Annotated in this window: 19 protein-coding genes and 1 tRNA gene; 15 read left to right on the top strand and 5 right to left on the bottom strand. The window is 73.4% G+C overall.

The features are described from left to right. The first annotated feature begins 191 nt into the window (after positions 1–191). The gene (locus AC07D6_RS20105) at positions 192–2990 is read left to right on the top strand and encodes a penicillin acylase family protein (protein WP_315880772.1); all 2799 of its coding nucleotides are present in this window, start codon (positions 192–194) and stop codon (positions 2988–2990) included. Here the strand turns inward: AC07D6_RS20105 and AC07D6_RS20100 are convergent, their stop codons facing one another. Next, positions 2991–3584 carry a 5-formyltetrahydrofolate cyclo-ligase gene (locus tag AC07D6_RS20100; RefSeq protein WP_315880771.1) on the bottom strand — a complete coding sequence of 198 codons (594 nt, stop codon included), beginning with the start codon at positions 3582–3584 and terminating at the stop codon, positions 2991–2993. A gap of 200 nt (positions 3585–3784) precedes the next feature. Here AC07D6_RS20100 and galU point away from each other — a divergent pair, with 200 nt between their 5' ends. From galU to AC07D6_RS20060, 8 genes are all read left to right on the top strand, one after another. Then, positions 3785–4687, top strand: a complete 903-nt coding sequence (galU, locus tag AC07D6_RS20095) for a UTP--glucose-1-phosphate uridylyltransferase GalU (protein ID WP_315880770.1) — start codon at positions 3785–3787, stop codon at positions 4685–4687. A gap of 14 nt (positions 4688–4701) precedes the next feature. Further along, positions 4702–6009: a molybdotransferase-like divisome protein Glp gene (gene glp / locus AC07D6_RS20090; protein WP_479046213.1), complete on the top strand. Its 1308-nt coding sequence runs from the start codon at positions 4702–4704 to the stop codon at positions 6007–6009. Between the two features lie 91 nt (positions 6010–6100). Beyond that, a complete protein-coding gene (gene moaC / locus AC07D6_RS20085) occupies positions 6101–6580 on the top strand; it encodes a cyclic pyranopterin monophosphate synthase MoaC (protein ID WP_479046134.1) in 480 nt (159 codons plus the stop codon). Continuing rightward, positions 6577–7065: a MogA/MoaB family molybdenum cofactor biosynthesis protein gene (locus tag AC07D6_RS20080; protein WP_315880768.1), complete on the top strand. Its 489-nt coding sequence runs from the start codon at positions 6577–6579 to the stop codon at positions 7063–7065. The genes moaC and AC07D6_RS20080 overlap by 4 nt, the downstream gene beginning before the upstream one ends. Beyond that, complete coding sequence (locus AC07D6_RS20075) at positions 7062–7685, top strand: GNAT family N-acetyltransferase (RefSeq protein WP_479046130.1); 624 nt, start codon at positions 7062–7064, stop codon at positions 7683–7685. Before AC07D6_RS20080 ends, AC07D6_RS20075 begins: the two co-directional genes overlap by 4 nt. Before the next feature lie 140 nt (positions 7686–7825). Continuing rightward, positions 7826–8935 carry a divisome protein SepX/GlpR gene (sepX, locus tag AC07D6_RS20070; protein ID WP_479046127.1) on the top strand — a complete coding sequence of 370 codons (1110 nt, stop codon included), beginning with the start codon at positions 7826–7828 and terminating at the stop codon, positions 8933–8935. A gap of 84 nt (positions 8936–9019) precedes the next feature. Then, positions 9020–9093 (top strand) — tRNA-Ala (locus AC07D6_RS20065). Positions 9094–9632: 539 nt separating this feature from the next. Continuing rightward, the gene (locus AC07D6_RS20060; protein ID WP_479046125.1) at positions 9633–9989 is read left to right on the top strand and encodes a hypothetical protein; all 357 of its coding nucleotides are present in this window, start codon (positions 9633–9635) and stop codon (positions 9987–9989) included. 3 nt (positions 9990–9992) lie between these two features. Here the strand turns inward: AC07D6_RS20060 and AC07D6_RS20055 are convergent, their stop codons facing one another. Continuing rightward, a complete protein-coding gene (locus AC07D6_RS20055; protein WP_315880764.1) occupies positions 9993–10448 on the bottom strand; it encodes an Lrp/AsnC family transcriptional regulator in 456 nt (151 codons plus the stop codon). A gap of 124 nt (positions 10449–10572) precedes the next feature. Between AC07D6_RS20055 and AC07D6_RS20050 the strand changes: the two genes are divergently transcribed. Continuing rightward, positions 10573–11580, top strand: coding sequence for an asparaginase (locus tag AC07D6_RS20050; RefSeq protein ID WP_479046122.1), 1008 nt, complete (start codon positions 10573–10575; stop codon positions 11578–11580). Positions 11581–11947: 367 nt separating this feature from the next. Here the strand turns inward: AC07D6_RS20050 and AC07D6_RS20045 are convergent, their stop codons facing one another. Both AC07D6_RS20045 and AC07D6_RS20040 read right to left on the bottom strand, forming a co-directional pair. Next, positions 11948–12991, bottom strand: a complete 1044-nt coding sequence (locus tag AC07D6_RS20045) for a trypsin-like serine peptidase (protein WP_479046119.1) — start codon at positions 12989–12991, stop codon at positions 11948–11950. A gap of 160 nt (positions 12992–13151) precedes the next feature. Beyond that, a complete protein-coding gene (locus tag AC07D6_RS20040; RefSeq protein ID WP_315880761.1) occupies positions 13152–13637 on the bottom strand; it encodes a GNAT family N-acetyltransferase in 486 nt (161 codons plus the stop codon). Positions 13638–13706: 69 nt separating this feature from the next. Here AC07D6_RS20040 and AC07D6_RS20035 point away from each other — a divergent pair, with 69 nt between their 5' ends. Next, positions 13707–14504: an exodeoxyribonuclease III gene (locus tag AC07D6_RS20035; RefSeq protein WP_315880760.1), complete on the top strand. Its 798-nt coding sequence runs from the start codon at positions 13707–13709 to the stop codon at positions 14502–14504. A gap of 452 nt (positions 14505–14956) precedes the next feature. On the opposite strand, the gene AC07D6_RS20030 is transcribed toward AC07D6_RS20035, so the two are convergent. Beyond that, positions 14957–16171 carry a helix-turn-helix domain-containing protein gene (locus AC07D6_RS20030; RefSeq protein ID WP_479046114.1) on the bottom strand — a complete coding sequence of 405 codons (1215 nt, stop codon included), beginning with the start codon at positions 16169–16171 and terminating at the stop codon, positions 14957–14959. Between the two features lie 437 nt (positions 16172–16608). On the opposite strand from AC07D6_RS20030, the gene AC07D6_RS20025 reads away from it, so the two are divergent. The 4 genes from AC07D6_RS20025 to AC07D6_RS20010 all read left to right on the top strand — a co-directional run bounded on the left by AC07D6_RS20025 (position 16609) and on the right by AC07D6_RS20010 (position 23376). Beyond that, a complete protein-coding gene (locus AC07D6_RS20025; protein ID WP_479046112.1) occupies positions 16609–16881 on the top strand; it encodes a hypothetical protein in 273 nt (90 codons plus the stop codon). 89 nt (positions 16882–16970) lie between these two features. After that, the gene (locus AC07D6_RS20020; protein WP_479046109.1) at positions 16971–17888 is read left to right on the top strand and encodes a helix-turn-helix transcriptional regulator; all 918 of its coding nucleotides are present in this window, start codon (positions 16971–16973) and stop codon (positions 17886–17888) included. Positions 17889–17997: 109 nt separating this feature from the next. After that, positions 17998–19029, top strand: coding sequence for a DUF6528 family protein (locus AC07D6_RS20015; protein ID WP_479046107.1), 1032 nt, complete (start codon positions 17998–18000; stop codon positions 19027–19029). Positions 19030–19974: 945 nt separating this feature from the next. Then, entirely contained in the window at positions 19975–23376 is a 3402-nt protein-coding gene (locus tag AC07D6_RS20010; RefSeq protein WP_479046104.1) for an ALF repeat-containing protein, read from the top strand. Positions 23377–23394: the final 18 nt, after the last annotated feature.

Genomic DNA, 23394 nt, shown 5'->3' with positions numbered 1-23394 from the left:
TGTCCGGCCGTGCGGAGGGTCTGCGACGGCCGGTACTTCGTTACCTTACCTAATCTTTAACGTTTCCCTGACGCCGGTGCCGCCTTCCGCGGCGGGCCCCCTTTACCGGCACCGCGTCCGGGGCGGTCGATCGCTGCGCCTATGGTTGCTCCCAGCACTCCTGGACCCAGCCTGCGCCTCGAAGGACAGCGATGCCCGCCAACACCACCGTCTCTTCCCCCAAGAAGAAGGGGCGACGTGCCCGCTTGCTCGTGATCGCCCTGGTGCTGGCGCTCGTCGCGGGCGTCGGCTACGGCGCCTACTGGAGCGTCAGCACCGTGCGCGCGCCCTTCCCGCAGACCACCGGCACGCTCCAGCTCGCCGGTCTCTCCGGGCCGGTCGACGTCAAGCGCGACGGCTACGGCGTCCCGCAGATCTACGCCTCCACGGACGAGGACCTGTTCCGCGCCCAGGGGTACGTCCAGGCACAGGACCGCTTCTGGGAGATGGACGTCCGCCGCCACATGACCGCGGGCCGCCTCTCCGAGATGCTCGGCAAGGACATGGTCGACACGGACGCGTTCCTCCGCACGCTCGGCTGGCACCGGGTGGCGAAGGAGGAGTACGACGAGGTCCTGTCGGAGGAGACGAAGAAGAACCTCCGGGCGTACGCGGACGGCGTCAACGCCTACCTGAAGGACAAGGCGCCCCGGGACGTCTCCGTCGAGTACTCCGCGCTCGCCTTCTCGCACGACTACGCGATCGAGCCCTGGACCCCGGTCGACTCGATCGCCTGGCTGAAGGCCATGGCCTGGGACCTGCGCGGCAACATGCAGGACGAGATCGACCGCTCGCTCATGACGAGCCGGCTCACCGACGAGCAGATCGAGGACCTGTACCCGGCCTACCCGTACAAGACCCACCGCCCCGTCGTCGAGGACTTCAAGGCGTCCGGTGACGGCGAGGACGGCGACGGCACGGGTGACGGCACGGGCACGGGCGACGGCGGCGGCTTCCAGGGCGGCGTCCAGGGCTCCGGCACCGGCCAGACCGACCAGGGCGCCGGCGGCTTCCAGAGCGGCGCCCAGGGCGACCTCCAGGGCGGCCTCCAGTCGCAGCTCGCGGCCCTCTCCGAGGCGCTCGACTCCGTTCCCGCCCTGCTCGGCCCGAACGGCGACGGCATCGGCTCCAACTCGTGGGTCGTCTCCGGCGAGCACACGACCACCGGCAAGCCGCTCCTGGCCAACGACCCGCACCTCGCCCCGCAGCTGCCGTCCGTCTGGTACCAGATGGGCCTGCACTGCCGCGCCGTCTCCGACAAGTGCCGCTACGACGTCGCCGGCTACACCTTCGCCGGGATGCCGGGTGTCGTCATCGGCCACAACCAGGACATCGCCTGGGGCTTCACCAACCTCGGTGCCGACGTCACCGACCTGTACCTGCAGAAGGTCACCGACCGCGGCTACCTGCGCGGCACCAAGGAGGTGCCGTTCGAGACCCGCGACGAGGTGATCAGGATCGCCGGTGGCGGCAGCCGCACCATCACCGTCCGCACCACCAACAACGGCCCGCTGATCTCCGACCGCAGCGGCGAGCTGGAGAAGGTCGGCCAGAAGGCCCCCATCGCCGACCCCGCGCCCGACCGCGGCGACGGCTACGCGGTCTCCCTGCGCTGGACCGCCCTCACCCCGGGCAAGTCCATGGACGCCGTGTTCAAGCTGAACCGCGCCCGCGACTTCAAGGGGTTCCGGGACGCCGCCCGCGACTTCGAGGTGCCGTCGCAGAACCTGGTCTACGCCGACGCCAAGGGCGCCAAGGGCCACATCGGCTACCAGGCCCCCGGCAAGATCCCCGTCCGCGCCGAGAAGCACGACGGCACGCTCCCGGCGCCCGGCTGGGACCCCGCGTACGACTGGAAGAAGTACATCCCGTTCGACGAGCTGCCGTACGAGGAGAACCCGGAGCGCGGCTACATCGTCACCGCCAACCAGGCCGTCGTGAACGACGAGTACCCGCACCACCTCACCGCCGACTGGGGCTACGGCTCCCGCAGCCAGCGCATCAACGACCTCATCGAGTCGAAGATCAAGGACGGCGGCAAGATCTCCACCGACGACATGCGCACCATGCAGACGGACAACCAGAGCGAGATAGCCAAGCTGCTGACCCCGCTCCTGCTGAAGGTCGACATCGCGGACCCGTACGTCCGGGAGGCGCAGAAGCTGCTGGAGGGCTGGGACTACACGCAGGAGGCCGACTCCCCGGCCGCCGCGTACTTCAACGCGGTCTGGCGCAACGTCCTGAAGCTGGCGTTCGGCGACAAGCTCCCCAAGGAGCTGCGCGTCAAGGGCGAGTGCCTCAACGTCCCGCCCGCCGACCCCACCGTCCCGGACGACCAGCGCGACCGGCTCGTCCGCGAGTGCGGCCAGCGCGACGCGGACAAGGCGCAGCCGGACGGCGGCGACCGCTGGTACGAGGTGGTCCGCCCGCTCCTGGAGGACGAGGACAACGCCTGGTGGCGCACGCCGGGGAACCGCCTCGACGACGCCACCGAGACCCGCGACCAACTGCTCGCCCGCGCCATGAAGGACGCCCGCTGGGAGCTGACCGCGCAGCTCGGCAAGGACATCTCCACCTGGAGCTGGGGCCGGCTGCACCAGCTGAACCTGCGCAACCAGACGCTGGGCACGGGCGGACCGGACGTCGTGAAGTTCCTGCTGAACCGCGGCCCGTGGAACCTGGCGGGCGGCGAGGCGGCCGTCAACGCCACCGGCTGGAACGCGGCGGGCGGCTACGGCGTCGTCTGGGTGCCGTCCATGCGGATGGTCGTCAACGTCGGCGACTGGGACAAGTCCCGCTGGATCAACCTGACCGGCGCCTCCGGCCACGCCTACCACCCGCACTACACGGACCAGACCGACGCGTGGGCCAGGGGCGAACTGCTGGACTGGCCGTTCAGCGACGAGGCGGTCGACGCGGCGAAGGCCGACCACCTGGTCCTGAAGCCCTGATCAGCCCGGCCGGGGTGCGGTGAAGCGCCGCACCCCGTCGGGGGTCACCACCGCGTGCACGGGGTGGTCGTGCGGTTCCTCCGGGACCCGGGCGACCACCTCGTGCGCGTAGAGGAGCACCACGAGCGCCGGATCGGCCCCCACGCGCGCGAGACGGGCCAGTACCCGGTCGTACGAGCCGCCGCCCCGGCCCAGCCGCATGCCCCGCGCGTCCACCGCGAGCCCCGGCAGCAGCACCGCGCCCGCCTCCGCGACCGCCTCCGGACCGAGCCGGGGCCCCGAGGGCTCCAGCAGCCCCCGCCGCGCCCCGGCGAGCCCGGCGGCGCCCTCGTAGACCGCCCAGTCCAGGTCGTTGTCGGCCATCAGGACGGGCAGCAGCACCCGCACGCCCCGCGCGCGCAGCGCCTCGATCAGCGTCCGCGTGCCCGGCTCCCGGCCCACGGAGACGTACGCGGCGACCGTGCCGGCCCCCGCCAGCTCGGGCAGCTCCAGCGCCGCGGCGGCGAGGGCCCCGGCGGCCCGCTCGACGTCCTCGGTGGTCAGCAGGGTGCGGGCGGCGAGCAACCGGCTCCGCAGCCCCGCCTTGTCCGGCACCCTGTCCGGCGCCCCCCGCGGGACCCCCGCGTCCGGCCCGGCAGCGGTCCCCCGCTCCCCGCGATCCGCCGTACCGCCGTTCGCCGGAACAGTTTTCTCGGGCACGTCTCCCCATCAATCTTCTTGTATGTGCTTATACGTGGAGAAAGGTAACCGAACCTGAATCTTCCCTCATATGTTGAACAGATATGGTGCTCGGCATGACTGAGTCACATTCCATGATCCGCAAGGCCGTCATCCCCGCCGCGGGCCTCGGCACCCGCTTCCTGCCCGCCACGAAGGCCACCCCCAAGGAGATGCTGCCCGTCGTCGACAAGCCTGCCATCCAGTACGTGGTGGAGGAGGCGGTGGCCGCCGGTCTGAACGACGTACTGATGATCACCGGTCGGAACAAGCGGCCCCTGGAGGACCACTTCGACCGGAACTACGAGCTCGAAGAAGCGCTCTACCGCAAGGGCGACCAGGAGAGACTGGAGCGCGTCAAGGCGTCGAACGAGCTGGCGACCATGCACTACGTCCGCCAGGGCGACCCGCGCGGCCTCGGCCACGCCGTCCTGTGCGCCGCCCCGCACGTCGGCGACCAGCCGTTCGCCGTGCTCCTCGGCGACGACCTGATCGACCCCCGCGACCCGCTGCTGTCCCGCATGGTGGAGGTCCAGGAGAGCCAGGGCGGCAGCGTCGTGGCCCTCATGGAGGTCGACCCGTCCCAGATCCACCTCTACGGCTGCGCCGCCGTCGAGCCCACCAACGAGGCCGACGTGGTCAGGGTCACCGACCTCGTGGAGAAGCCGGACCCCGCCGACGCCCCCAGCAACTACGCGATCATCGGCCGGTACGTCCTGGACCCGGCGATCTTCGGGATACTGCGCGAGACCGAGCCCGGCCGGGGCGGCGAGATCCAGCTGACCGACGCCCTCCACAAGCTCGCCACCGACGAGAAGGCCGGCGGCCCCGTCCACGGCGTCGTCTTCAAGGGCCGCCGCTACGACACCGGCGACCGCGGCGACTATCTGCGGGCGATTGTCAGACTCGCGTGCGAACGTGAAGATCTGGGACCGGAGTTCCGTTCCTGGCTCCGCCGTTACGTCACCGAGGAGATGTAGGCCCTGTGAGCTCAGTGAGCCCGGAGAGAACCGTCTGGACGGTGGACGAGCACCTGGAGGACATCCTCACGGCCGTCCACCCGCTGGACCCCATCGAGCTGCAGCTGCCCGACGCCCAGGGCTGCGTGCTGGTCGAGGACGTCACGGTGCCCGTCGCCCTGCCGCCCTTCGACAACAGCTCCATGGACGGCTACGCCGTGCGCGTCGCCGACGTCGCCGGGGCGAGCGAGGAGTTCCCCGCGGTCCTCACCGTCGTCGGGGACGTGGCGGCCGGCGGCGACGGCCTGCCCGAGGTCGGCCCCGGCCAGGCCGCGCGGATCATGACCGGCGCGCCCCTCCCGCCCGGCGCCGAGGCGGTCGTCCCCGTCGAGTGGACCGACGGCGGTACGGGCGGCGGCGCCGCCACGGGCATGCGCGCGGCCAGCGTGGCCCCGGAGGGCGCGAGCGGCGAGGTCCGCGTCCACCGGCCCGCCGAGGCCCGCGCCCACGTACGCGCGCGCGGCAGCGACGTGGCCGCCGGCGACCTGGCCCTCGCGGCGGGCACGGTCCTCGGGCCGCCCCAGATCGGCCTCCTCGCCGCCATCGGCCGCGGCTCGGTCCGGGTCCGCCCCCGCCCCCGCGTGGTCGTCCTCTCCACGGGCAGCGAGCTCGTCCAGCCGGGCGCCGAGCTGGGCCCCGGCCAGATCTACGACTCCAACAGCTTCGCCCTGGCCGCCGCCGCCCGCGACGCCGGCGCCATCGCCTACCGGGTCGGCGCCGTCACGGACGACGCGGACACGCTCCGCGCCACCATCGAGGACCAGCTGGTCCGTGCGGACCTCCTGGTGACCACGGGCGGCGTCAGCGTCGGCGCGTACGACGTGGTCAAGGAGGCCCTGTCGGCGGCGTCCGACGCCGACGAGCCGGGCGGCGGCGTCGAGTTCCGCGCGCTCGCCATGCAGCCGGGCAAGCCCCAGGGCTTCGGCTCCATCGGCCCCGAGCACACCCCGCTGCTCGCCCTGCCGGGCAATCCGGTCTCCTCGTACGTCTCCTTCGAGCTGTTCGTCCGGCCCGCGATCCGCGCCCTCATGGGGCTGCCGGACCTCCACCGCCCGCGCGCGCGTGCCGTGCTGTCCGCCGCCGGGCCGCTGCCGTCGCCCGCCGGGAAGCGTCAGTTCCTGCGCGGGACGTACGACGCCCAGGCGGGTACCGTCGCTCCTGTGGGCGGTGCCGGGTCGCACCTGGTCGCCGCCCTCGCCCAGGCCGACGCGCTCATCGTCGTACCGGAGGAGACCACGCGCGTGGAGCCGGGGACCGAGCTGGAGGTCGTTCTCATCGGCTGAACCGGCGGGCCCCGCGGGGCGGCCTGGCGGTACGGTGTCTGCCGCCGTGCCGGACAAGACGACCGGCGCCAGGATCGCGAGGCGGAGTGAGTTGAGTACGCAAGGCAGCCTGACCCACATCGACGAGGCGGGCGCGGCCCGCATGGTGGACGTCTCCGCGAAGGACGTCACCGCCCGCACCGCGCGCGCGAGCGGCCGGGTCCTCGTGTCGCCACGGGTGGTGGAGCTGCTGCGCGGCGAGGGCGTCCCGAAGGGCGACGCGCTCGCCACGGCCCGGATCGCCGGGATCATGGGGGCCAAGCGCACCCCCGACCTGATCCCGCTGTGCCACCCCCTCGCCGTCTCCGGGGTGAAGGTCGACCTGGAGGTCGCCGACGACGCGGTCGAGATCACCGCGACCGTGCGGACCGCGGACCGCACGGGCGTCGAGATGGAGGCCCTCACGGCGGTGTCCGTGGCCGCCCTGACCGTCGTCGACATGGTCAAGGCGGTCGACAAGGCCGCCGTCATCACCGACGTGCGGGTGGAGGAGAAGACGGGCGGCAAGTCCGGGGACTGGAGCCGGCCGTGACGTACCGCGCGCTGGTGGTCACCGCATCGAACCGCGCCGCGGCCGGCGTGTACGAGGACAGGGGCGGCCCCCTCCTCGCCGAGGGCCTGGCGGCGCTCGGCTTCGCCGTCGACGGCCCGCGGGTCGTCCCGGACGGCGACCCCGTCGAGGCCGCCCTGCGCGCGGGGGTGCGCGACGGGTACGACGTGATCCTCACGACCGGTGGCACGGGCGTCTCGCCCACCGACGCCACGCCCGAGGCCACCCGCCGCGTCCTCGACCACGAGGTGCCCGGCATCCCGGAGGCCATCCGCGCGTACGGCCGGGGGAAGGTCCCCACGGCGGCCCTCTCCCGCGGCCTGGCCGGCGTCGCGGGCCGCACCCTGATCGTCAACCTGCCCGGCTCCACCGGCGGCGTACGCGACGGCCTCGCCGTCCTGGAGCCGCTCCTCGTCCACGCGGTGGACCAGCTACGCGGCGGCGACCACCCGAGACCGGCCTCATGAACCCCGCCTGGCCCGTGACGCTGGCCGACGGCGACGTGGTGCTGCGCCCGATAAAGGCCCGCGACCACAAGGCGTGGCGGGAGGTCAACGGGCGCAACCGCGACTGGCTGCGCCCCTGGGAGGCCACCGTCCCGCCGCCCGCTCCCGGAGCGCCCCCCCTCCAGCGCCCCACGTACCGGCAGATGGTCCGCCACCTGCGCGCGGAGGCCAACGCCGGCCGAATGCTGCCGTTCGTCATCGAGTACCAGGGCCGGCTCGTCGGCCAGCTCACCGTCGCCGGGATCACCTGGGGCTCGATGTGCTCCGGGCACGTCGGCTACTGGGTCGACCGGGACGTCGCGGGCCGCGGCGTCATGCCCACGGCGGTCGCGCTCGCCGTCGACCACTGCTTCCGGGCGGTCGGGCTGCACCGGATCGAGGTGTGCATCCGCCCCGAGAACGGGCCGAGCCGCCGCGTCGTGGAGAAATTGGGATTCCGCGAGGAGGGGCTGCGTCCGCGGTACCTCCATATCGACGGCGCCTGGCGGGACCACCTCGTCTTCGCGCTGACCGCGGAGGAGGTCCCCGAGGGCCTGGTGCGGCGCTGGCACAGGTCGCGCCGGGAACACCAAAGTAAATAATTCATGTGTTCGAATTAAGCGCTTGCGTGCACGCAAACGATCCGAACAATCACAAAAATGTCAGTGATATCAGCCAGATCGTGCGACACACCGGCCCAATTGGCAGATGGCCTCATGCGAACACCTCTACCGTGTGAGGCGTGAGCAGCAGCGGCCTCATCTACGCAGTCATCGTCGGAGCCTGGGCCGCCTATCTGGTGCCGATGTGGCTCCGCAGGCAGGACGAGCTGAACGAAGCACGCCCGACCGAACGCTTCAGCACCGCCATCCGGCTCCTGTCCGGACGGGCGGGGATGGAGCGCCGGTACGCCAAGGAGCTGCGCGCCCGCGGCGCCGACGAGGACTGGCGGGTGCCCGACGTGGACCCGGACGCCGAGACCGAGCAGATCGACTCGGTCGACGTCCGGGCCTTCGCCGCGCCCCCGTCCCACACGGAGGCGCGCCTGGAACTCCCGGAGGCCCCCGCTCCCGCCTCCGCCGCCGTCCCCGCTCCCGCCTCCGCTTCCGCGGCGCGCAGGGCGGCCCCCGACGCCCACCCCCGCCCCGCCGTGTCGCGGGCGGCCGCCGAGCGCGCCCGCCGCTCCCGCGTCCTGGCCCGCCGCCGCCGTACGACGGTGCTCCTCTTCCTCGCGTTCACCGTGGGCGCGGTCGTCGCGGCCGTGGGCGGCCTCGCGTTCCTGTGGGCGCCGGGCCTCCCGGCGGTCCTGCTCAGCGCGTACATCGTGTACCTGCGCCGCCAGGAGCGCCGCCGCTTCGTGTACGTGATGGACCGGCGCCGCGCGGAGGCCGCGGCCCAGCGCCTCCGCGAGAACCGCCCCCGCCGAGGCCGCCCGGCACCCCCCCTCCAGGACGAGGCGGCCCCGGCGCACCCGGAACCGGCCACACCGCCGGTGTCCCCGGCGGAGGCCGACCGCCGCGCGCTCGTCGAGCAGACCGACCACGCCGAGTGGGTCGACCAGCAGCGCGACCGCGGCCCGGCGAGGGGCGACAGTTGGGACCCCGTCCCGGTACCGCTCCCCACCTACGTCACCGCCCCGGTCGCCCCCCGCGCCACGGGCGGCGTCGACGTCACCGACCCGGAGACGTGGAGCGCCGCCCGCTCCTCCCCGGCGGAGCCCACCCCGCCCCCGCCCACCCGCAAGAACCCGAACCCCTCGGCCACGCCCCCGCGCCGCTCCCGCGACCACGGCCGCACCCCGCTGTTCGACCAGTACGCCGACGACGACCGCCCCCGCGCGGCCAACGAATGACCAGGTGACCCACCTCTCGGCGCCCGACCCGGCAACGGATTTCCGAGCACCCCGATCGGGATGCTAATGTTTCACACGTCGCAAGGGCCTGTGGCGCAGACTGGTAGCGCACCTCGTTCGCATCGAGGGGGTCAGGGGTTCAAATCCCCTCAGGTCCACAGACATCAAAGCCCCCGCCGGGTTCTCCGGGCGGGGGCTTTGTCTTGCCGTACGGCAGCGAAGTACGGCAACTGTGTCGGACCTGCCGACCCAGGTGCTTTGCGAGCTTCGCAGGGCCTTGCGGGTCGCCTCGGACGGCACGTGCGTGTACACCTCCATCGTGACGGTGATCTTGCCGTGCCAGGGTCCCGATCGTGCAGGCGGACAGCGCGCAACCGGCTCCCATCGTGGTGAAGACGCCCAGCACCTGACGTCTGCTGGACACCCGTCCCGAGGGCCGTGACATCACGGCTCCCTTCCACTCCACTGAGCCCGACCCGGCCGCCGCCCGGATGGCCCCGGTGGTACGGCCGTGGCCTGGACGGTCACCGCGGGACGGGCCGTGACGGGGTGCGGTCCTTGGTCGGCCGGGGTCGGCTCTGGACTTGAACGTGTTCAATAATGGGGTCCGGCGGCCCCTCGGTCCCTTCGTGGAGGCGCAGGTCCGTCGCGTGCCCGAACCGGCCCGGCCGCCCTCCAGAGAGACGGAAAGCCCCTGATGACACAGACGGACCCCGCGCGCCGCCGGGGCAAGGCCCCCCTCGTGGCGGCCGGTTACACCGGGCTCGTCGCCGCGTTCGCGCTCGCCTACGGCGTCGCCGGGAGCCCCGAGGGGTGGGGCGGGTGCCTGGCCCTGGTCGCCTTCCCCGGTTCGACCCTGGTCGTCGTCGCCTTCATCGCCGCCCACCTGCTGTTCTCGTCTCCCGGCGAGGTGGACCTCTCGGACGAGACCGCGGGGCCCTTCGACCCCTTGGTGCAGTACGCGGGCGGCGCGCTGGTGAACGTGCTGCTCGCGTGGGGCGTCCTCGCGTTCGTACGGCACTTCGTGCGCGAGGCCCGGCGCAGCCGCCGCTGACGGTCAGGGGGCGACGGGCAGGCCCGTCGGTTCCTTCACGCGCTTCATGATGATCTGGGAGTTGACCTCCGTGACCCCCGTCAGGGCGGTCAGCTTCTCGATCCACAGCCGCTCGTACGCGCGCAGGTCCGCGACCGCGATCCGCAGCAGGCACCCCGGGCTGCCGAACAGCCGGTACGCCTCGATGACGTCCGGGATGTCCTGGAGCGCCGCCTCGAACGCCTCCACCACCTCGCGGTCCCGCTCCACCTCGATGGAGACCAGCACCTCGAAGCCCCGGTTCACCGCCTCCGGGTCGATCACCGCCCGGTAGCCCTGGATCACGCCGTCCTGCTCCAACTGGCGCACCCGGCGCATGCAGGGGGACGGGGTCAGGCCGACCCGCGCGGCCAGCTCCTGGTTGCTCAGCCGGCCGTCCTTCTGGAGCTCGCGCAAGATAGCGCGGTCGATCGCGTCCATGGCGCAATTATCCACCACAGGGGCGGGGGTAGGTGGAGAAATGAGCGATCTTATTGCGTTCGTACTCTCCTATCATTGCTCTTTCGGGTGTTTTGCGTGAGACGTGAGGAGAGGGCGGGACAGCGTGGGACGGATCGTCGTGATCAGCACCGGCGGGACGATAGCGAGCCGCTGGCAGGGGTCCGGGTTCGCCGCCGAGGCGCACGGGCGGGAGGTCATGGCGACCGCCGCCGTGCCGGAGGGCGTCATCGTCGAGGTCGTCGACCTGTTCAGCGTCAACAGCCCCCGCCTCACCACCGTCCACCAGCTCACCCTGCTGCGCACGGTGCACGAGGTCCTGGCGGACCCCGGCGTCGACGGCGTCGTCGTCACCCACGGCACCGACACGCTGGAGGAGTCGGCGTTCCTCGTCGACCTCCACCACCACGACCCGCGCCCCGTCGTGTTCACCGGCGCCCAGCTCCCCCTCGACTCCGAGGACGGCGACGGGCCGCGCAACCTCCACGACGCCCTGCTCACCGCCGCGCGCTGCCGCGGACTGGGCGTCCTGATCGCCTTCGACGGCAAGCTCCACGCCGCGCGCGGCACGGTCAAGGCGCACACGCTCGACGCCGACGCCTTCGCGGACCCCTCCGGCATCCGCCTCGGCAACATCGGCTTCGGCAAGGTCTCCGTCCTGCGCCGCCCCGAGCGGCCCGCCCCGCTGCCCCTGCCCGACCTGCCCGGCACGCCGCCGCGCGTCGACATGGTGATGCACCACGCCGACGGTGACCCGGTGCTGCTGAACGCCGCCGTCGACGCCGGCGCGCAGGGCCTCGTCCTCGTCGCCACCGGCGCCGGCAACGCCACGCCCGAGATCGTCTCCGCCGTCGCCGGGGCCACCGCGCGGGGCGTCCTGGTCGCCCTCACCACGCGCGTGCCGGCCGGGCCCGTCTCCCAGATCTACACGCACGGCGGTGCCGTCGACCTCGTCGCCGCGGGCGCCGTCCCCACCGGGACGCTGCGCGCCGGGCAGGCCCGCATCGCCGTCCTCGCCGCCCTCCTCGCGACCCCCGACGCCGTCGAGCGCGTGCGGCTCCTGCGGCACGTCCTCGACGACGCCGTACCGGCCGCGGACCCGGCCCGGGCGTGACGCCCGGCCGGGTTCAGAGGTGACGCCCGGCCGAATTCGGACATGAGGCCCGGCCGGGTCCGGGCGTGTCACCCGGCCGGACTTGGGCGTGTCGCCCGATCAGATGCGGGCCTGTCACCCGGTCAGGTGTGGACGTGTCACCCGGTCCGGTCCGGAAGCGGCACCCGGTTCGAGAGTGACACCCAGTTCGGAAGTGACACCCGGTCCGGAAGTGACACCGGCCGGGTCCCGCCCTGTGGCCGGGACCGCCCAGTGACCAGGGCCGACCTCCGACCGGGGGGCCGTGCGGTCCCGGAGGCGGGAGTGGCCCGTTCCCCCGGTCGGGAACGGGCCACGGGTCACACGGGCCGTGACCGGCCCTCGTGCGTCAGGAGGTCTGCGCCGTGTTGTACAGCGCCTGCGCCTCGTTGCCGAAGTACGGACCGAACATGCGGTTCGGCATGAACGTGTACCCGAAGCTGTTCACCGAGACCTGGAGTCCGGTCCCGGTCGCCTCGCTGAAGCCGGTGAACCAGGGGCCGCCGCTGGATCCGCCGGTCATGTTGCAGGCGAGGCTGTGGTCCTGCGTGAAGAGGAAGTCCCTGGAGGAGTTCCCGCTGCAGTAGATCAGCCTGGACCCGTCGTACGGGGCGGCCGCCGGGTAGCCGAAGGCGTACATCGGCTTGTTGTAGCCGCTGTTGAACTGGATGCCCTGCGCGCCGGTGACGGCCGTCAGCCTCTGGCCGTTCAGCGGGGCGACGACGGCGGCGCCGATGTCGTAGTTGAGGTCCTCGCTCGCCTCCCACTGCGGCGTGGTGAGCGTCTTGGTCGCGGGCCACTGCCCGTAGGGGGCCTGCCCGTTGTCGTACCCGGGGACGAAGACCCAGTCGGTGTGCCAGCTTCCCTGGTACTTCACGCAGTGCCCGGCCGTCATGACGGTGGACTGGTTCTGGCTGGTCACGGCGTTGCCGGAGCAGGACGCGGCATTGCCCTGGAAGGTGAAGAACACCCGTCCGACCGTCTTCACGACCGCGCCGCCGCCCGTCCAGGGGGCACCGGCCTGCGGGAACGCGAGGGGGCCGACGGCCCCTTCGGAAGCGGTGGCCGGGGCGGCGGTCGGGGCGACGGTCGTCGGTTTGCCGCCCGGCTCGGGCGCCTTGGCCCCGTCCAGTTGGGCGGGGGTGGGGCGCAGGTCGAGCGGGGTGGCGCCGCGCATCCGCTCGGCGGTCCAGAACTCGGCCGCGCCCTGCCGCTCGGCGGCCGGTACGTCCCGGACGGCGGCCTGGGCGGTGGCCGCCGTGCCGGTGTCGTCGGGGGGACCGGGCGCGGCGACCGCCGGAGCGGCGGCGGTCAGGGCGCCGGCCAGGAGGGCGCCGGTGAGGAGGGCTGCCGTGCTGAGCAGGGCGGCAACGGGCGAGCGATGGCGTCTCACACATGTCTCCTTCTGCCGTGCCCGGGCGGTCGCTGACGGCCACCCGGGCAGGGGGTGGTGGGGGGACGAAGGGATGGGTGCGGATCGCGGTACCGGTCGAGCCGCTTCTGGTGGAGTGCCACGGCCCTGACGGGAAGGTCAGCAGCGCGTCACTATCTCTTTACTGACCCATCAACAGTTTCGCGAAACAGCGGCTGTCCTCGTGATGGCGGTACAGGCCGAACCTCTCGCAGGGCTCGTAGCCGCTGGACAGGTACAGTGCGATGGCCTCCGGCTGCTTGGTCCCCGTCTCCAGGACCATCCGCCGTCGCCCCGCCGCGCGGGCGTCCTCCTCCAAACGGGCCAGGACGCGCCGGGCCAGGCCCTGGCCGCGCGCCTCGCGGACGACGTACATCCGCTTCAGCTCGGCGTCGCCGTCCGCGTACCCCTCGCCGTTCTCGTCCATCGAGCGCCAGCCGCCCGTCGCGACCGGGCGCTCCCGCTCGTCGTACGCCAACAGGTAGAGGCCGCGCGGCGGCCGGAACATGGACGGGTCGAGGGGGGTCTCGTCACCGTCGCCGTCGTACCGCTCGGCGTATTCGAGCTGCACTTCGTCGTTGAGCTTGACGGCGTCGGGGTGGTCGAACGGCCTGGGTCGTATAATCATGCGGAGTATCGTACTTCTATGCGTGGTGGGGCGGCGGGCCGCGTATCGGGACTGTCGTATTGTGCCGGGATGCTCACTGTGACGACCGTCAATGTCAACGGCCTCCGCGCCGCCGCCAAGAAGGGGTTCGTGGAGTGGCTGGCCGGGACGGCCGCCGACGTGCTCTGCCTCCAGGAGGTACGGGCCGAGGAGACCCAGCTCCCCGAGGAGGTCCGGGCGCCCGAGGGCTGGTACGCGTTCCACGCGCCGGCCGCCGCCAAGGGCCGCGCGGGCGTGTCCCTCTACACGCGGCGCGAGCCGGACGCGGTGCGGGTCGGCTTCGGGGTGGAAGAGTTCGACGCGTCCGGCCGGTACCTGGAGGCCGACCTGCCGGGCCTCACGGTCGCCAGCCTCTACCTGCCGTCCGGTGAGGTCGGCACGGAGCGCCAGGACGAGAAGGTCCGCTTCATGGACGCCTTCCTGCCGTACCTGAAGGAGCTGAGGGAGCGCGCGGCGGCGGACGGCCGCGAGGTCCTCGTGTGCGGCGACTGGAACATCGCCCACCAGGAGGCCGACCTGAAGAACTGGCGGGCCAACCGCAAGAACTCCGGGTTCCTCCCCGAGGAGCGGGCCTGGTTCGGCCGCGTCCTCGACGAGGTGGCGTACGTCGACGTGGTCCGCGCCCTCCACCCCGACCAGGAGGGCCCGTACTCGTGGTGGTCCTACCGGGGCCGTGCCTTCGACAACGACGCGGGCTGGCGCATCGACTACCACATCGCCACCCCGGGCCTGGCGTCCCGCGCGCTGAAGGCCCGGGTGGAGCGTGCCGAGGTCCATGCGGCCCGTTGGTCGGACCATGCGCCGGTGACGGTGGTCTACGGTCCGTGACCTGCTTTTTCGGTGGGGCCGTCCGGTGTGCACCGGGGGCAGGTGCAGGGGGGCCATACGGAGGACGGGAGTGGGGTGAGGTCTTCGCGGCTGTGGATGACCGTGCGGTCGTCCCAGGTGCGTCCGCCGTCGCGTGACACCCGGAGGGTCAGCAGGGGGCGTTCGTCGGCGGCGGGGTCGCTGTCGGTTGTCGGGTGGGTCATGGGTGTGCGTCCCGGTGCCGTCGGAGGAGGACGTTGCAGTCGGTGACGGCCGACATGTCCCCCCGGTCGCGCGCCCGGGCCCGTGCGGCAGCGAGCCCGGCACACCGGGCGCACCCCGCAACCGGGGCCGGGTCCGGCCACACGGGTGGTTCAACCGGTCGGGGGTCGTCACGCGTCGGTTCGGTCATGTCAGCAGCGTGCCGCCGACACCCTCCCCGTCCCAGGGACGGAACGTCCTACTTTCGCACGCTACTCGGCGATCCCCAGATGCTCGGCGAGTCTGCGAAGGCCGGGTGGCCGGGCAGGGCCGTCCCACAAGTCGCTGACGATTGCGATGGCCAGGGTGTGGTGCCGCATCCACCCCGGGGCCACGCGGCGCAGCCGCTCCAGTGTCCGCACGGCCCCGGAGGCGTCACCCAGGTCGGTGTGGGCGCGCGCCAGGTCCAGCAGCAGCCAGGTCCGCCATGACGGGGGAGTGTCGCTGCTGATTCTCATGCCCCTGGCCAGGGTCAACGCCTCCTCGGGCCGCTCGTGCTGCACTGCGAGGCGCACCCGTTCGATGCGGACCGACGAGCGGCTGAAGACCGACACGAGTCTGCCGTCCTCGGGCGGGGGAAGCGTCGACAGGCGACCGGCGGCCCTCTCTGCCTCCACCATCAGGTCGTTGGCCGTCGCGTAGTCGTCGCCGCGCGCGTAGGACGTGGCGGCCGACATGAGGAGGCCGCCCCAGACGCGGATGCCCTCCGCCGTGCCCGGCTGCTCACGGGCCACGCCGTCGGCGCTGTGCACGGCGACGTGGCGCGCGTCGTCCAGCCGCGCCTGCCGCTGGTACGCCCAGGCGACGGAGTTGGCGATCATCGGGGCGAGCAGCGGGTCCGACGACTGCCCGGCGGCGGAGTGGGCGCGTTCCAGGGCGGACAGGGCGAGATCGGTCTTGCCCAGCCGGATGGCCAGGTGACCGGCGAGCTGGAGGGTCTTTCCGAGCGCGGCCTGTCCCGCCGCCCGTTGATCGACGGTTCCCACAGCCGCCAGCAGCCGGGCATCCGCGATGATGCCGGGCAGCAGTCCTGTGAGGCGGGCGAACTCGGCGGCGTGGTACAGCGTCCAGGCGTCGGCCAGCTCGGCACGCAGGAGGGGGAGCGACACCTTCTCGGGACCCGTGGGTTCGGTCGGCGGCGCGAAGATCGGTGGCATGATCGCCCGCCGGACGGCGACCAGTTGCGGCGGGTCGGCGTCGCCGCTCGACGGCACGCCCGGCGGGTCGCCCAGCAGGGCGGTCAGTTCCACACCGAGCCCCTTGGCCAGCGAGTGCAGGGTGGGCAGACGAGCGCTGTGCTTCCTGTGCTGCTCCAACTTCCGGATCACGTCCACGGAGACCCCGGACCGTTCGGCCAGGCCCTCTTGCGTGAGGTCGGCCAGGCACCGCAGCTTCCCGATGCGGTCACCCAGATGCTCAGTGGCCATGGCTCCGAAAGTACGCCCGGCCGGGTGCGGCCGGCAGCTCGTCGGCTCGATGGACGCGACGGCTGTTCAGGTCGGGTGCGGGGCGGGACGATCGGCCGAGCGGCGGTGCGGGCGGACGGCTGCCGACGCGTCGGCGCGTCAACTGATGGCGGTCACAAGGCGATGTCCACCGTAAGGTGGAACGCCGATGGTCGTGGCGATGACGTGGGGTCCCCCATCTGGAGTATCGTACTGGTGGCTGAGTGTCACCACTCCGTCACGTAAGTGATCTTGCTCGCGGGGAGTCCCGTTCCTCGCGCGGCCGGCACTGGAGGAGCGCGAACCCCCGTGGTACTTGTTCACCCCCCGCCTCGCTCTGGTGCGGGTTGTAGGTCCCTGCTCCCGTGGGGGCGGCGGATATCGCGTGGCGGCCACCCGCGAGCGGGGGCGGTGGCCGGATGGTAGGTCGCGACCTCAACCCCTCCGACCATCCGAAGAAGGAGGTCCGCCGGGTCCTGGAAAGGTGGGCCGAGCGCGGCTGGAAGCTGTGCAAGGAGGGCCACTGGGGCAAGCTGTACTGCCCGTGCGGGGCCGCGTGCACCACCATCCCGGTCTCCGGGTCGCCCCGCGACGACGGGGCCCACGCGCGCAGGATCGACCGCCTGGCCTCCCGCTGCCCGCTCCCGTCGGACGCGCCGAACCGTAGCCTCACCGGACGGTCACGCGACTAGACAAAGAATATTTGTCCATATTTAACCCCTTTTGTCTGTTGACGAATGTCAACAGCTCTGCGACTGTGGTGAAGGACTAGGGGGCCAACATGGACTACGACTTCACCTTTGTCGTCTCCGGCGTGGACGTGGACGACCAGGCTGCCGTTGACGCCTTGCTGGAGAACTGCGACGCGTTGTTGGCCCGGGCCGGGGGCGTGGACCTGCTGAGCATGACCGGTTCCGGGGGCTCCGCCCTCGAAGCGGCGTTGACCGCCGTCTCCGCCGCCCGCGCGGCGGCGCCGCAACTGCGGGTGTGCCGACTGGACCGCGACCTGGTCGGCGTCCACGAGATCGCCGAGCGGACGGGGCGCTCGCGGCAGAACGTCAGCCAGTGGATCGCCGGCGACCGCAAGGCGCACGGGGAGCCCTTCCCCGCCGCCGAGGGGACCGTGGGCAGGTCACGGGCCTGGCTGTGGAGCGAGGTCAACCGGTGGCTCGCCGCGCACGGCCTCGACGACGGGGCCGCGTACCCCACGCGCGCCGAGATGGCCGAGATCGACGCGGCGCTGGCCAACGCGGTCTCCGTGACCCTCAACTTCACGGCCGCCGGGACGCCCGGCTTCGAAGCGGGGCGCGACAAGGTGGTCGAAGAGCTCCGAAACAAGCACATCCCGGGGTTCATGGAGTTCCTGGCGGGGGTCGCCCACACGACGGACGGGCGGGGGGCCCACGCCGTGGTGGTCGCCGACCCGGACGAACCCGCCCGCGGGGTGATGGAGCACGTGTCGAGCTTCGGGCACGACGTCATCCTCATCACGGCGACGGACCAGTTCATGGCCACCGTGCTGTCCACGCGCGCGCCCCTGGGGCCGGCGCGCATCGTCACCGTGCCGCAGGAGTCCACGGTCGGCGACTGGCTCCGCCTGGTACAGGAGAACCCGCAGGCGGCGTTCGGCCTGGAGGCGTCGGAGACGCTGGAGGAGGAAGTCCCCCCGATCCAGCGCCGCCTGGCCATCGCCGCGTAGCGTCCCGGGAGCCGCGGCCCTGGGCCGTACGGGCCGATGTGGCGCGGGCGGGGGCGGCGGGCGCGCGCGTCGTGTCCGCCCGGGCGGCGGCCGGTGGCAGCGTGGCGGGGTGCTCTTCGCGACTCTCCCCGTGACTCTCGCCGCGCTCGTCGCCCTCGCCTCCGGGGCCTCCTCCGTCCCTCCGGGCGCCTCGGGTGCCCCCGGTACCGCCAGTGCCTCCAGTACCGCCGGTGCTCCCGGCGCTTTTGGTGCCTCCGACGTCGTCGTGACCGAGCAGGCGTCGCGGCGGGTCGTCGTGTTCGACGGGGGGCGGCGGGTGTGGGGCCCGGCGGCCGAGCGGTGGGCGTTCTCGCCCGTGGGGGACCCCAGGTACGCCGACCTGGCGCCCGAGCGCAGTTGGGTGCACCCCGACGAGGCGAAGCCCCGGCGCTGGCGGGGCCGCACCTACCTGCTGACCACCGCCTCGTACGGCTTCGCGGCCGTCGTCGCGTACCCGTCCGGCGACCGCTACTGGGCCGCCGCCCTCGCGCCCGGCACCACCCGGATCAACCCGCACAGCGCCGAACTGCTCCCGGACGGCTCCGTCGCGGTCGCGGGCAGCACCGGCGATGTGGTCCGGCTGTACGAGCCGCCGCCCGGCGGGCGGTACGCGGCGTTCGCGCTGGACGACGCGCACGGACTGGAGTGGGACGAGCAGCGCGGCGTCCTGTGGGCCCTCGGCGGCGACCGGCTCGTGGCGCTGCGCCCGGGCAGCCGGGGCGGGCGGCCCGTGCTGCGGCGGGTGGACGAGGTGCCGCTGCCCGACCGGGGCGGCCACGACCTGGGCCAGGTCGCGCGGCACCCGGACCGGCTGTGGGTGAGCACCGGCACGGCCGTGTACCAGTACGTCAAGAGCCGCCGCGCCTTCGTCCGGGACTACCCGGGCGCCGCCGCCGTGAGCCGCCCCCGCGTGAAGGCCGTGGGCGACGAGCCCCGGACCGGCCGGATCCTGTCGACCGCCCCGGAGCGGGGCCTGGCGGAGCCCTGGTGGACGACGACCGCGGCCGTCCACCGCCCCGCGGGCGCGTACCGCCTGCCGGGCGGCGGCATCTACAAGGCCCGCTGGTGGGACCTTCCCCCGCGTCCGCGACCCGCCCGCTGACGGTGCCCCCGCTGGCGGCGCCCCCGCCGACGCGCCGGCCGCACGGCCCCGGTTCCGGTTTCGACCCCGGCCGTACGGTCCCGGTCCCGGTTCCGGTCCCGTCCCCGGCCGTACGGTCCCGGTCCCGGTTCCGGTCCCGTCCCCGGCCGTACGGTCCCGGTTCCGGTCCCGTCCCTGACCCCGACCCCGGCCGCACGGTCCCGCCCCTGACCTCGACCCCGGCCCCAACCCCGGTCCCCGTCCCGGCATCTGCGCCGGTGACCGGGGGTCCCGCCGGGTGTGCGGTCCCCCCCCCCGGCGGTCGTCGGGCGAGCCGGAGGGCCGGAGAAGTGGACCAACTCCCTCCACTTCCCGGCCATTTCGTAATGTGATCGATAGGGAATTCCGTACAACCATTCCGCCGATGTGGCGAGGCTCACGATCTCGTTCTTCGAGTGTCGTTCATGTCGTTCATTTCCTCCTTGCCTTCACGGGCGGGGGGCTGCTGGAGTGATCTCTTGGGGAAGGCCGCAGGGGGGCCGGAATCCGGCAGGGCAGATCCGGCGTGACGAGCGGAAAGCCCGTCAACTCCCTGCCGTTTGACGCTGGAAGGGGCTGGAGTGCAGGGCGACCGCTTCGGTGGGCTGACCGCTGCCGCCGATGCCGCTCCGACCGGCTTCGGCTCCGGAACCGCGCGCAGGTCCTTCCCGCCCGGCGTCCCCGGGGACACCGGCCGCCGGGTCGCCCCGGGCGGCGACGCCCTCCCGCCCGGCGCTTCCGGCGGGTTCGCCACCGCGTACGGGCCGGGACAGGGCGGCCCGCCCACCGCGGGACCCCCGCCCGGGACCCCGCCCGGCACCGCCGTCCGGTGCCGCTTCGGCGCGCGCGCCCACGGCACCCGGGCCCGTGCCACATCGCCGTCGTGCTTACCGAATCCCTCGTCTTCGTCACGAAAGGACCCAGGTCATGCCACCCACCCTGTGGAGCAGACGACGTCTTCTCACCACCCTGGCCGCGGTGACCGCGGCTCCCGCGCTGCCCGGCGTCCTCACCCTGGCCGCCACCCCCGCGCGCGCGGCGGACGGCGTCACCGGCATACCCGACCGGCTGCCGGACACCGACCGCGCCCGGGCCGTGTGGGCCTTCCGCATCGGTGGCCGTTCCGTGCGCGAGGCCGCCGCCGCCGCGCTGGCCGGCGGTGACGCCCAGATCGCGGCGTTCCTGAACGGTGGATACGCCCAGGCCCAGGCCGAGGACAACCGTTTCGCCGTGTTCCAGGGCCTCGCCTGGGCGGGCAGGTCGGTCCAGGCGTCCGCGCAGCAGGCGTTGGCCGGCGGCGACGAGGCGATCGCCGCGTTCCTGAAGGACGGCTACCAGGCGTCGCTCCAGACCGACCTGCGGGTCGAGGTCTTCCGCGTCATGAACAGCGGCGGCAGGGCCGTGAAGCGGGAAGCCTCCGCGGCGCTGGAGACGGACACGCGGGAAGCGCTGGAGACCTTCCTCAACGAGACCCGGTACACCGCCCAGGACGAGGACGAGCGGGCCGAGGTCTTCACCATCCTCGCCACCGCCTCGCCCGAGGTGAAGAAGTACGCCGAACGCGCGCTCTCCGACGGCTCGCCGAAGGCCATCCACTGGTTCCTGACCACGGGTCAGCACATCGCCCGCGCCCGCGACGAGGAAACCGCCACCATCGACCAGCTCGTGGCGATCGTCGAACGCGAGGGCAAGCAGGCCAAGCTCAAGACGGACAAGGCCGTAGCCGCCTCCAACCAGGCCAAGGAGGCGGCGGAGAAGGCGAAGGAAGCCGCCCTCACGGCCGCCGCCGAGGCGAAGGCCGCGCAGCAGGACGTCCGCAAGTCGGCGAAGGCCGCCGACAAGGCCGCCGACGCCGCACGCGGCGCGGCCAGGGCGGCGCAGACCGCGATCAGCGCCTCCCGCGCCGCGCAGTCCGCCTCGCAGCGTGCCGCACGGGCGGCCCAGGCCGCCGCCGCGGCGGCGGCGCAGGCGGGCCGGGCGGCCTCCCGCGCCTACAACGCGGCCATCGCCGCGTCCGCCGACGCCTCGAAGGCGTCCGCGGCACGCCAGGCCGCCCAGGGCGCCCGCGACGCGGCAGCCAAGGCGCGCACCGCCGCGGCGGCCGCGCAGCAGGCGTCCATCGCCTCCTCGCAGGCCGCCACCGCCGGTGCCGCGGCGGCCTCCGCGGCGGGCAACGCCGCCGCGGCCGCCAACGCCTCCGCCGACGCGGCCGCCGCCGCCGGTGCCGCCACCGACCAGGCCCGCCGCGCCCGCGAGGCCGCCGCGGAGGCCAACGCGCAGGCGGCCCGCGCCAGCAGCGCCGCGGCCCTGTCCCAGCGCCTGGCCAACACGTCCGCAGCCGCCGCGGCCGAGGCCCACCGGGCCGCCAACTCCGCGGCCGACCACGCCGACGCGGCCGCCGCCGCGGCCGAGGAAGCGGCCAAGTACGCCGGGCAGGCCATCGAGTACGCCAAGCGGTCCACCGCCTACGCCGACGCCGCCTACAAGGCCGCCACCGCCGCCGCCGACGCGGTGAAGAAGGCGCAGGAGGTCGAGGCGGCGGCCCGCGAGGCGGAAGCCGAACGGATCCAGCAGGACACCGAGGTCGGCATCGTCGCCGCCCGGCTCAAGGCCGCCCAGGAGAAGGAGGCCCTGGAGCGGCTCACCCGGCAGCGGACCCAGAGCGAGCAGACGTCGCAGGAGACCACCGACCTCATCGAGCAGGCCCAGAGCGCCCTCGCCGCCGGAGACGACGCCCGGGCCGTGGAGCTGGGGCGCAAGGCGGCGGTCAAGCTCCTGGACAGCCACGGCACCTGGACCCGCGAGGCGGCCGAGTTCGCCCTCGCCGGCAGCGACTACGACGTCCTCAACTGGATCGACGCCGACCGGCTCGCGGCCCAGCAGCAGGACGACCAGGAGACCGTCCTCGCCGTCGCCGAGGTGGCCGCCCCGGACATCGCGGCGGCGGCGCAGCGGGCCCTGGAGAGCCAGGACACCGGCGCGGCCAGCCGCTTCCTCGCGCAGGGCATGACCGAGGCGGCCGCCACCGAGAACCGCGTCACCGTCTTCAAGATCCTGAGCCAGAACCCCGGCCCGGCGGTCAAGGCCAAGGCGGAGGCCGCTCTCAACGACGGCAGCCCGGAGGCGCTGTTCCGCTTCCTGAGCACGGAGTACGCCGAGGCGCTCAAGGAAGACGACACCGTCGAGATCTTCAAGATCCTCAACACCGGTGGCGCCTACCTCCAGTCCGCGGCGAAGGTCGTGCTGGAGGGGTCCGCCCTGATGCGGCGGTCCTTCATCGCGCACGACCAGTACAACGTCGCCCGCCTCGACCAGGACGCCGAGGCCCACGTCGCGGCGATCCGGGCCTCCATCGCGCACGCCGCCCAGATCGCGCAGAAGGCCCTGGAGGACGCCGCGTACGCCTCCAAGGCGGCGGCGGAGGCCCGGAAGGCGGCCGAGGAGGCGTCGAACTGGGCGGCCAAGGCCCAGGGGTACGCCACCGCCGCGGCGAACGCGGCCAAGGAGGCCCGGGACAACGCCGCGGCGGCCGACGCGTGGGCCGCCAAGGCCGCGGCCTCCGCGAGCCGGGCCAAGGAGGCGGCGGCCGTGGCGCGCACCGCGGCCCGCACCGCGAACTACTCCGCGAACCAGGCCTACGCCTCCGCCGCCCGGGCCCAGGCCTCGGCCGCCGCGGCGGCCCGGTCCGCGGCGCAGGCGCGCGCCGCGGCGACGCAGGCGGGCCAGGACGCCCGGGCCGCCGCGGCGGCGGCCAGCGACGCGCGCCGCATCGTGCAGCAGAAGCGGCAGCAGGAGATGGCCGCCGCGGCGGCCGAAGCGGCGCGCAGGGCCCGGGAGAACCAGCAGAACGGCACCAACCCGGCCGACACGCCCGACAACGACACGAACAAGGCCGAGAAGGACGGCGAGTTCCTCGGCCTGACCGCGGACCAGTGGGCGACCTGGTCCGGCCGCGTCAGCACCGTCGCCGGGACGATCTCCGCAGCCGCCGGTGGCGCGGCGCTGATCGCCGCGATGATCCCGGGGGGCCAGCCCGTCGCGGCGTTCCTCGGTGGGGTCTCGGTCGTCGCGGGAGGGGTCTCCCTGCTGGCCGGCGGCGTGAACGTCATCGCCACCGGGTTCTCCGCCGGCTGGGGGAGCAGCGCCTTCAACACGTCCGTGGGCACGTTCGCGCTGAGCGCCCTGTTCTTCGGCAAGGGCCGCGCCCTCAGTTGGGCCTCCAAGAGGGTCGAGGGCCTGAAGGGGGTCGCGGACGAGGTCGGCGCGAAGGTGTCCGGCTTCCTGGAGGACACCGCCACGGCGGCCATCGGATGGCTGAACTGGAGCTGACCGGGCAGTAATCCCGGA

It is taken from the genome of Streptomyces sp. NPDC045287 (assembly GCF_056432325.1).
This window is presented reverse-complemented; position numbering and strand designations above follow the sequence as displayed.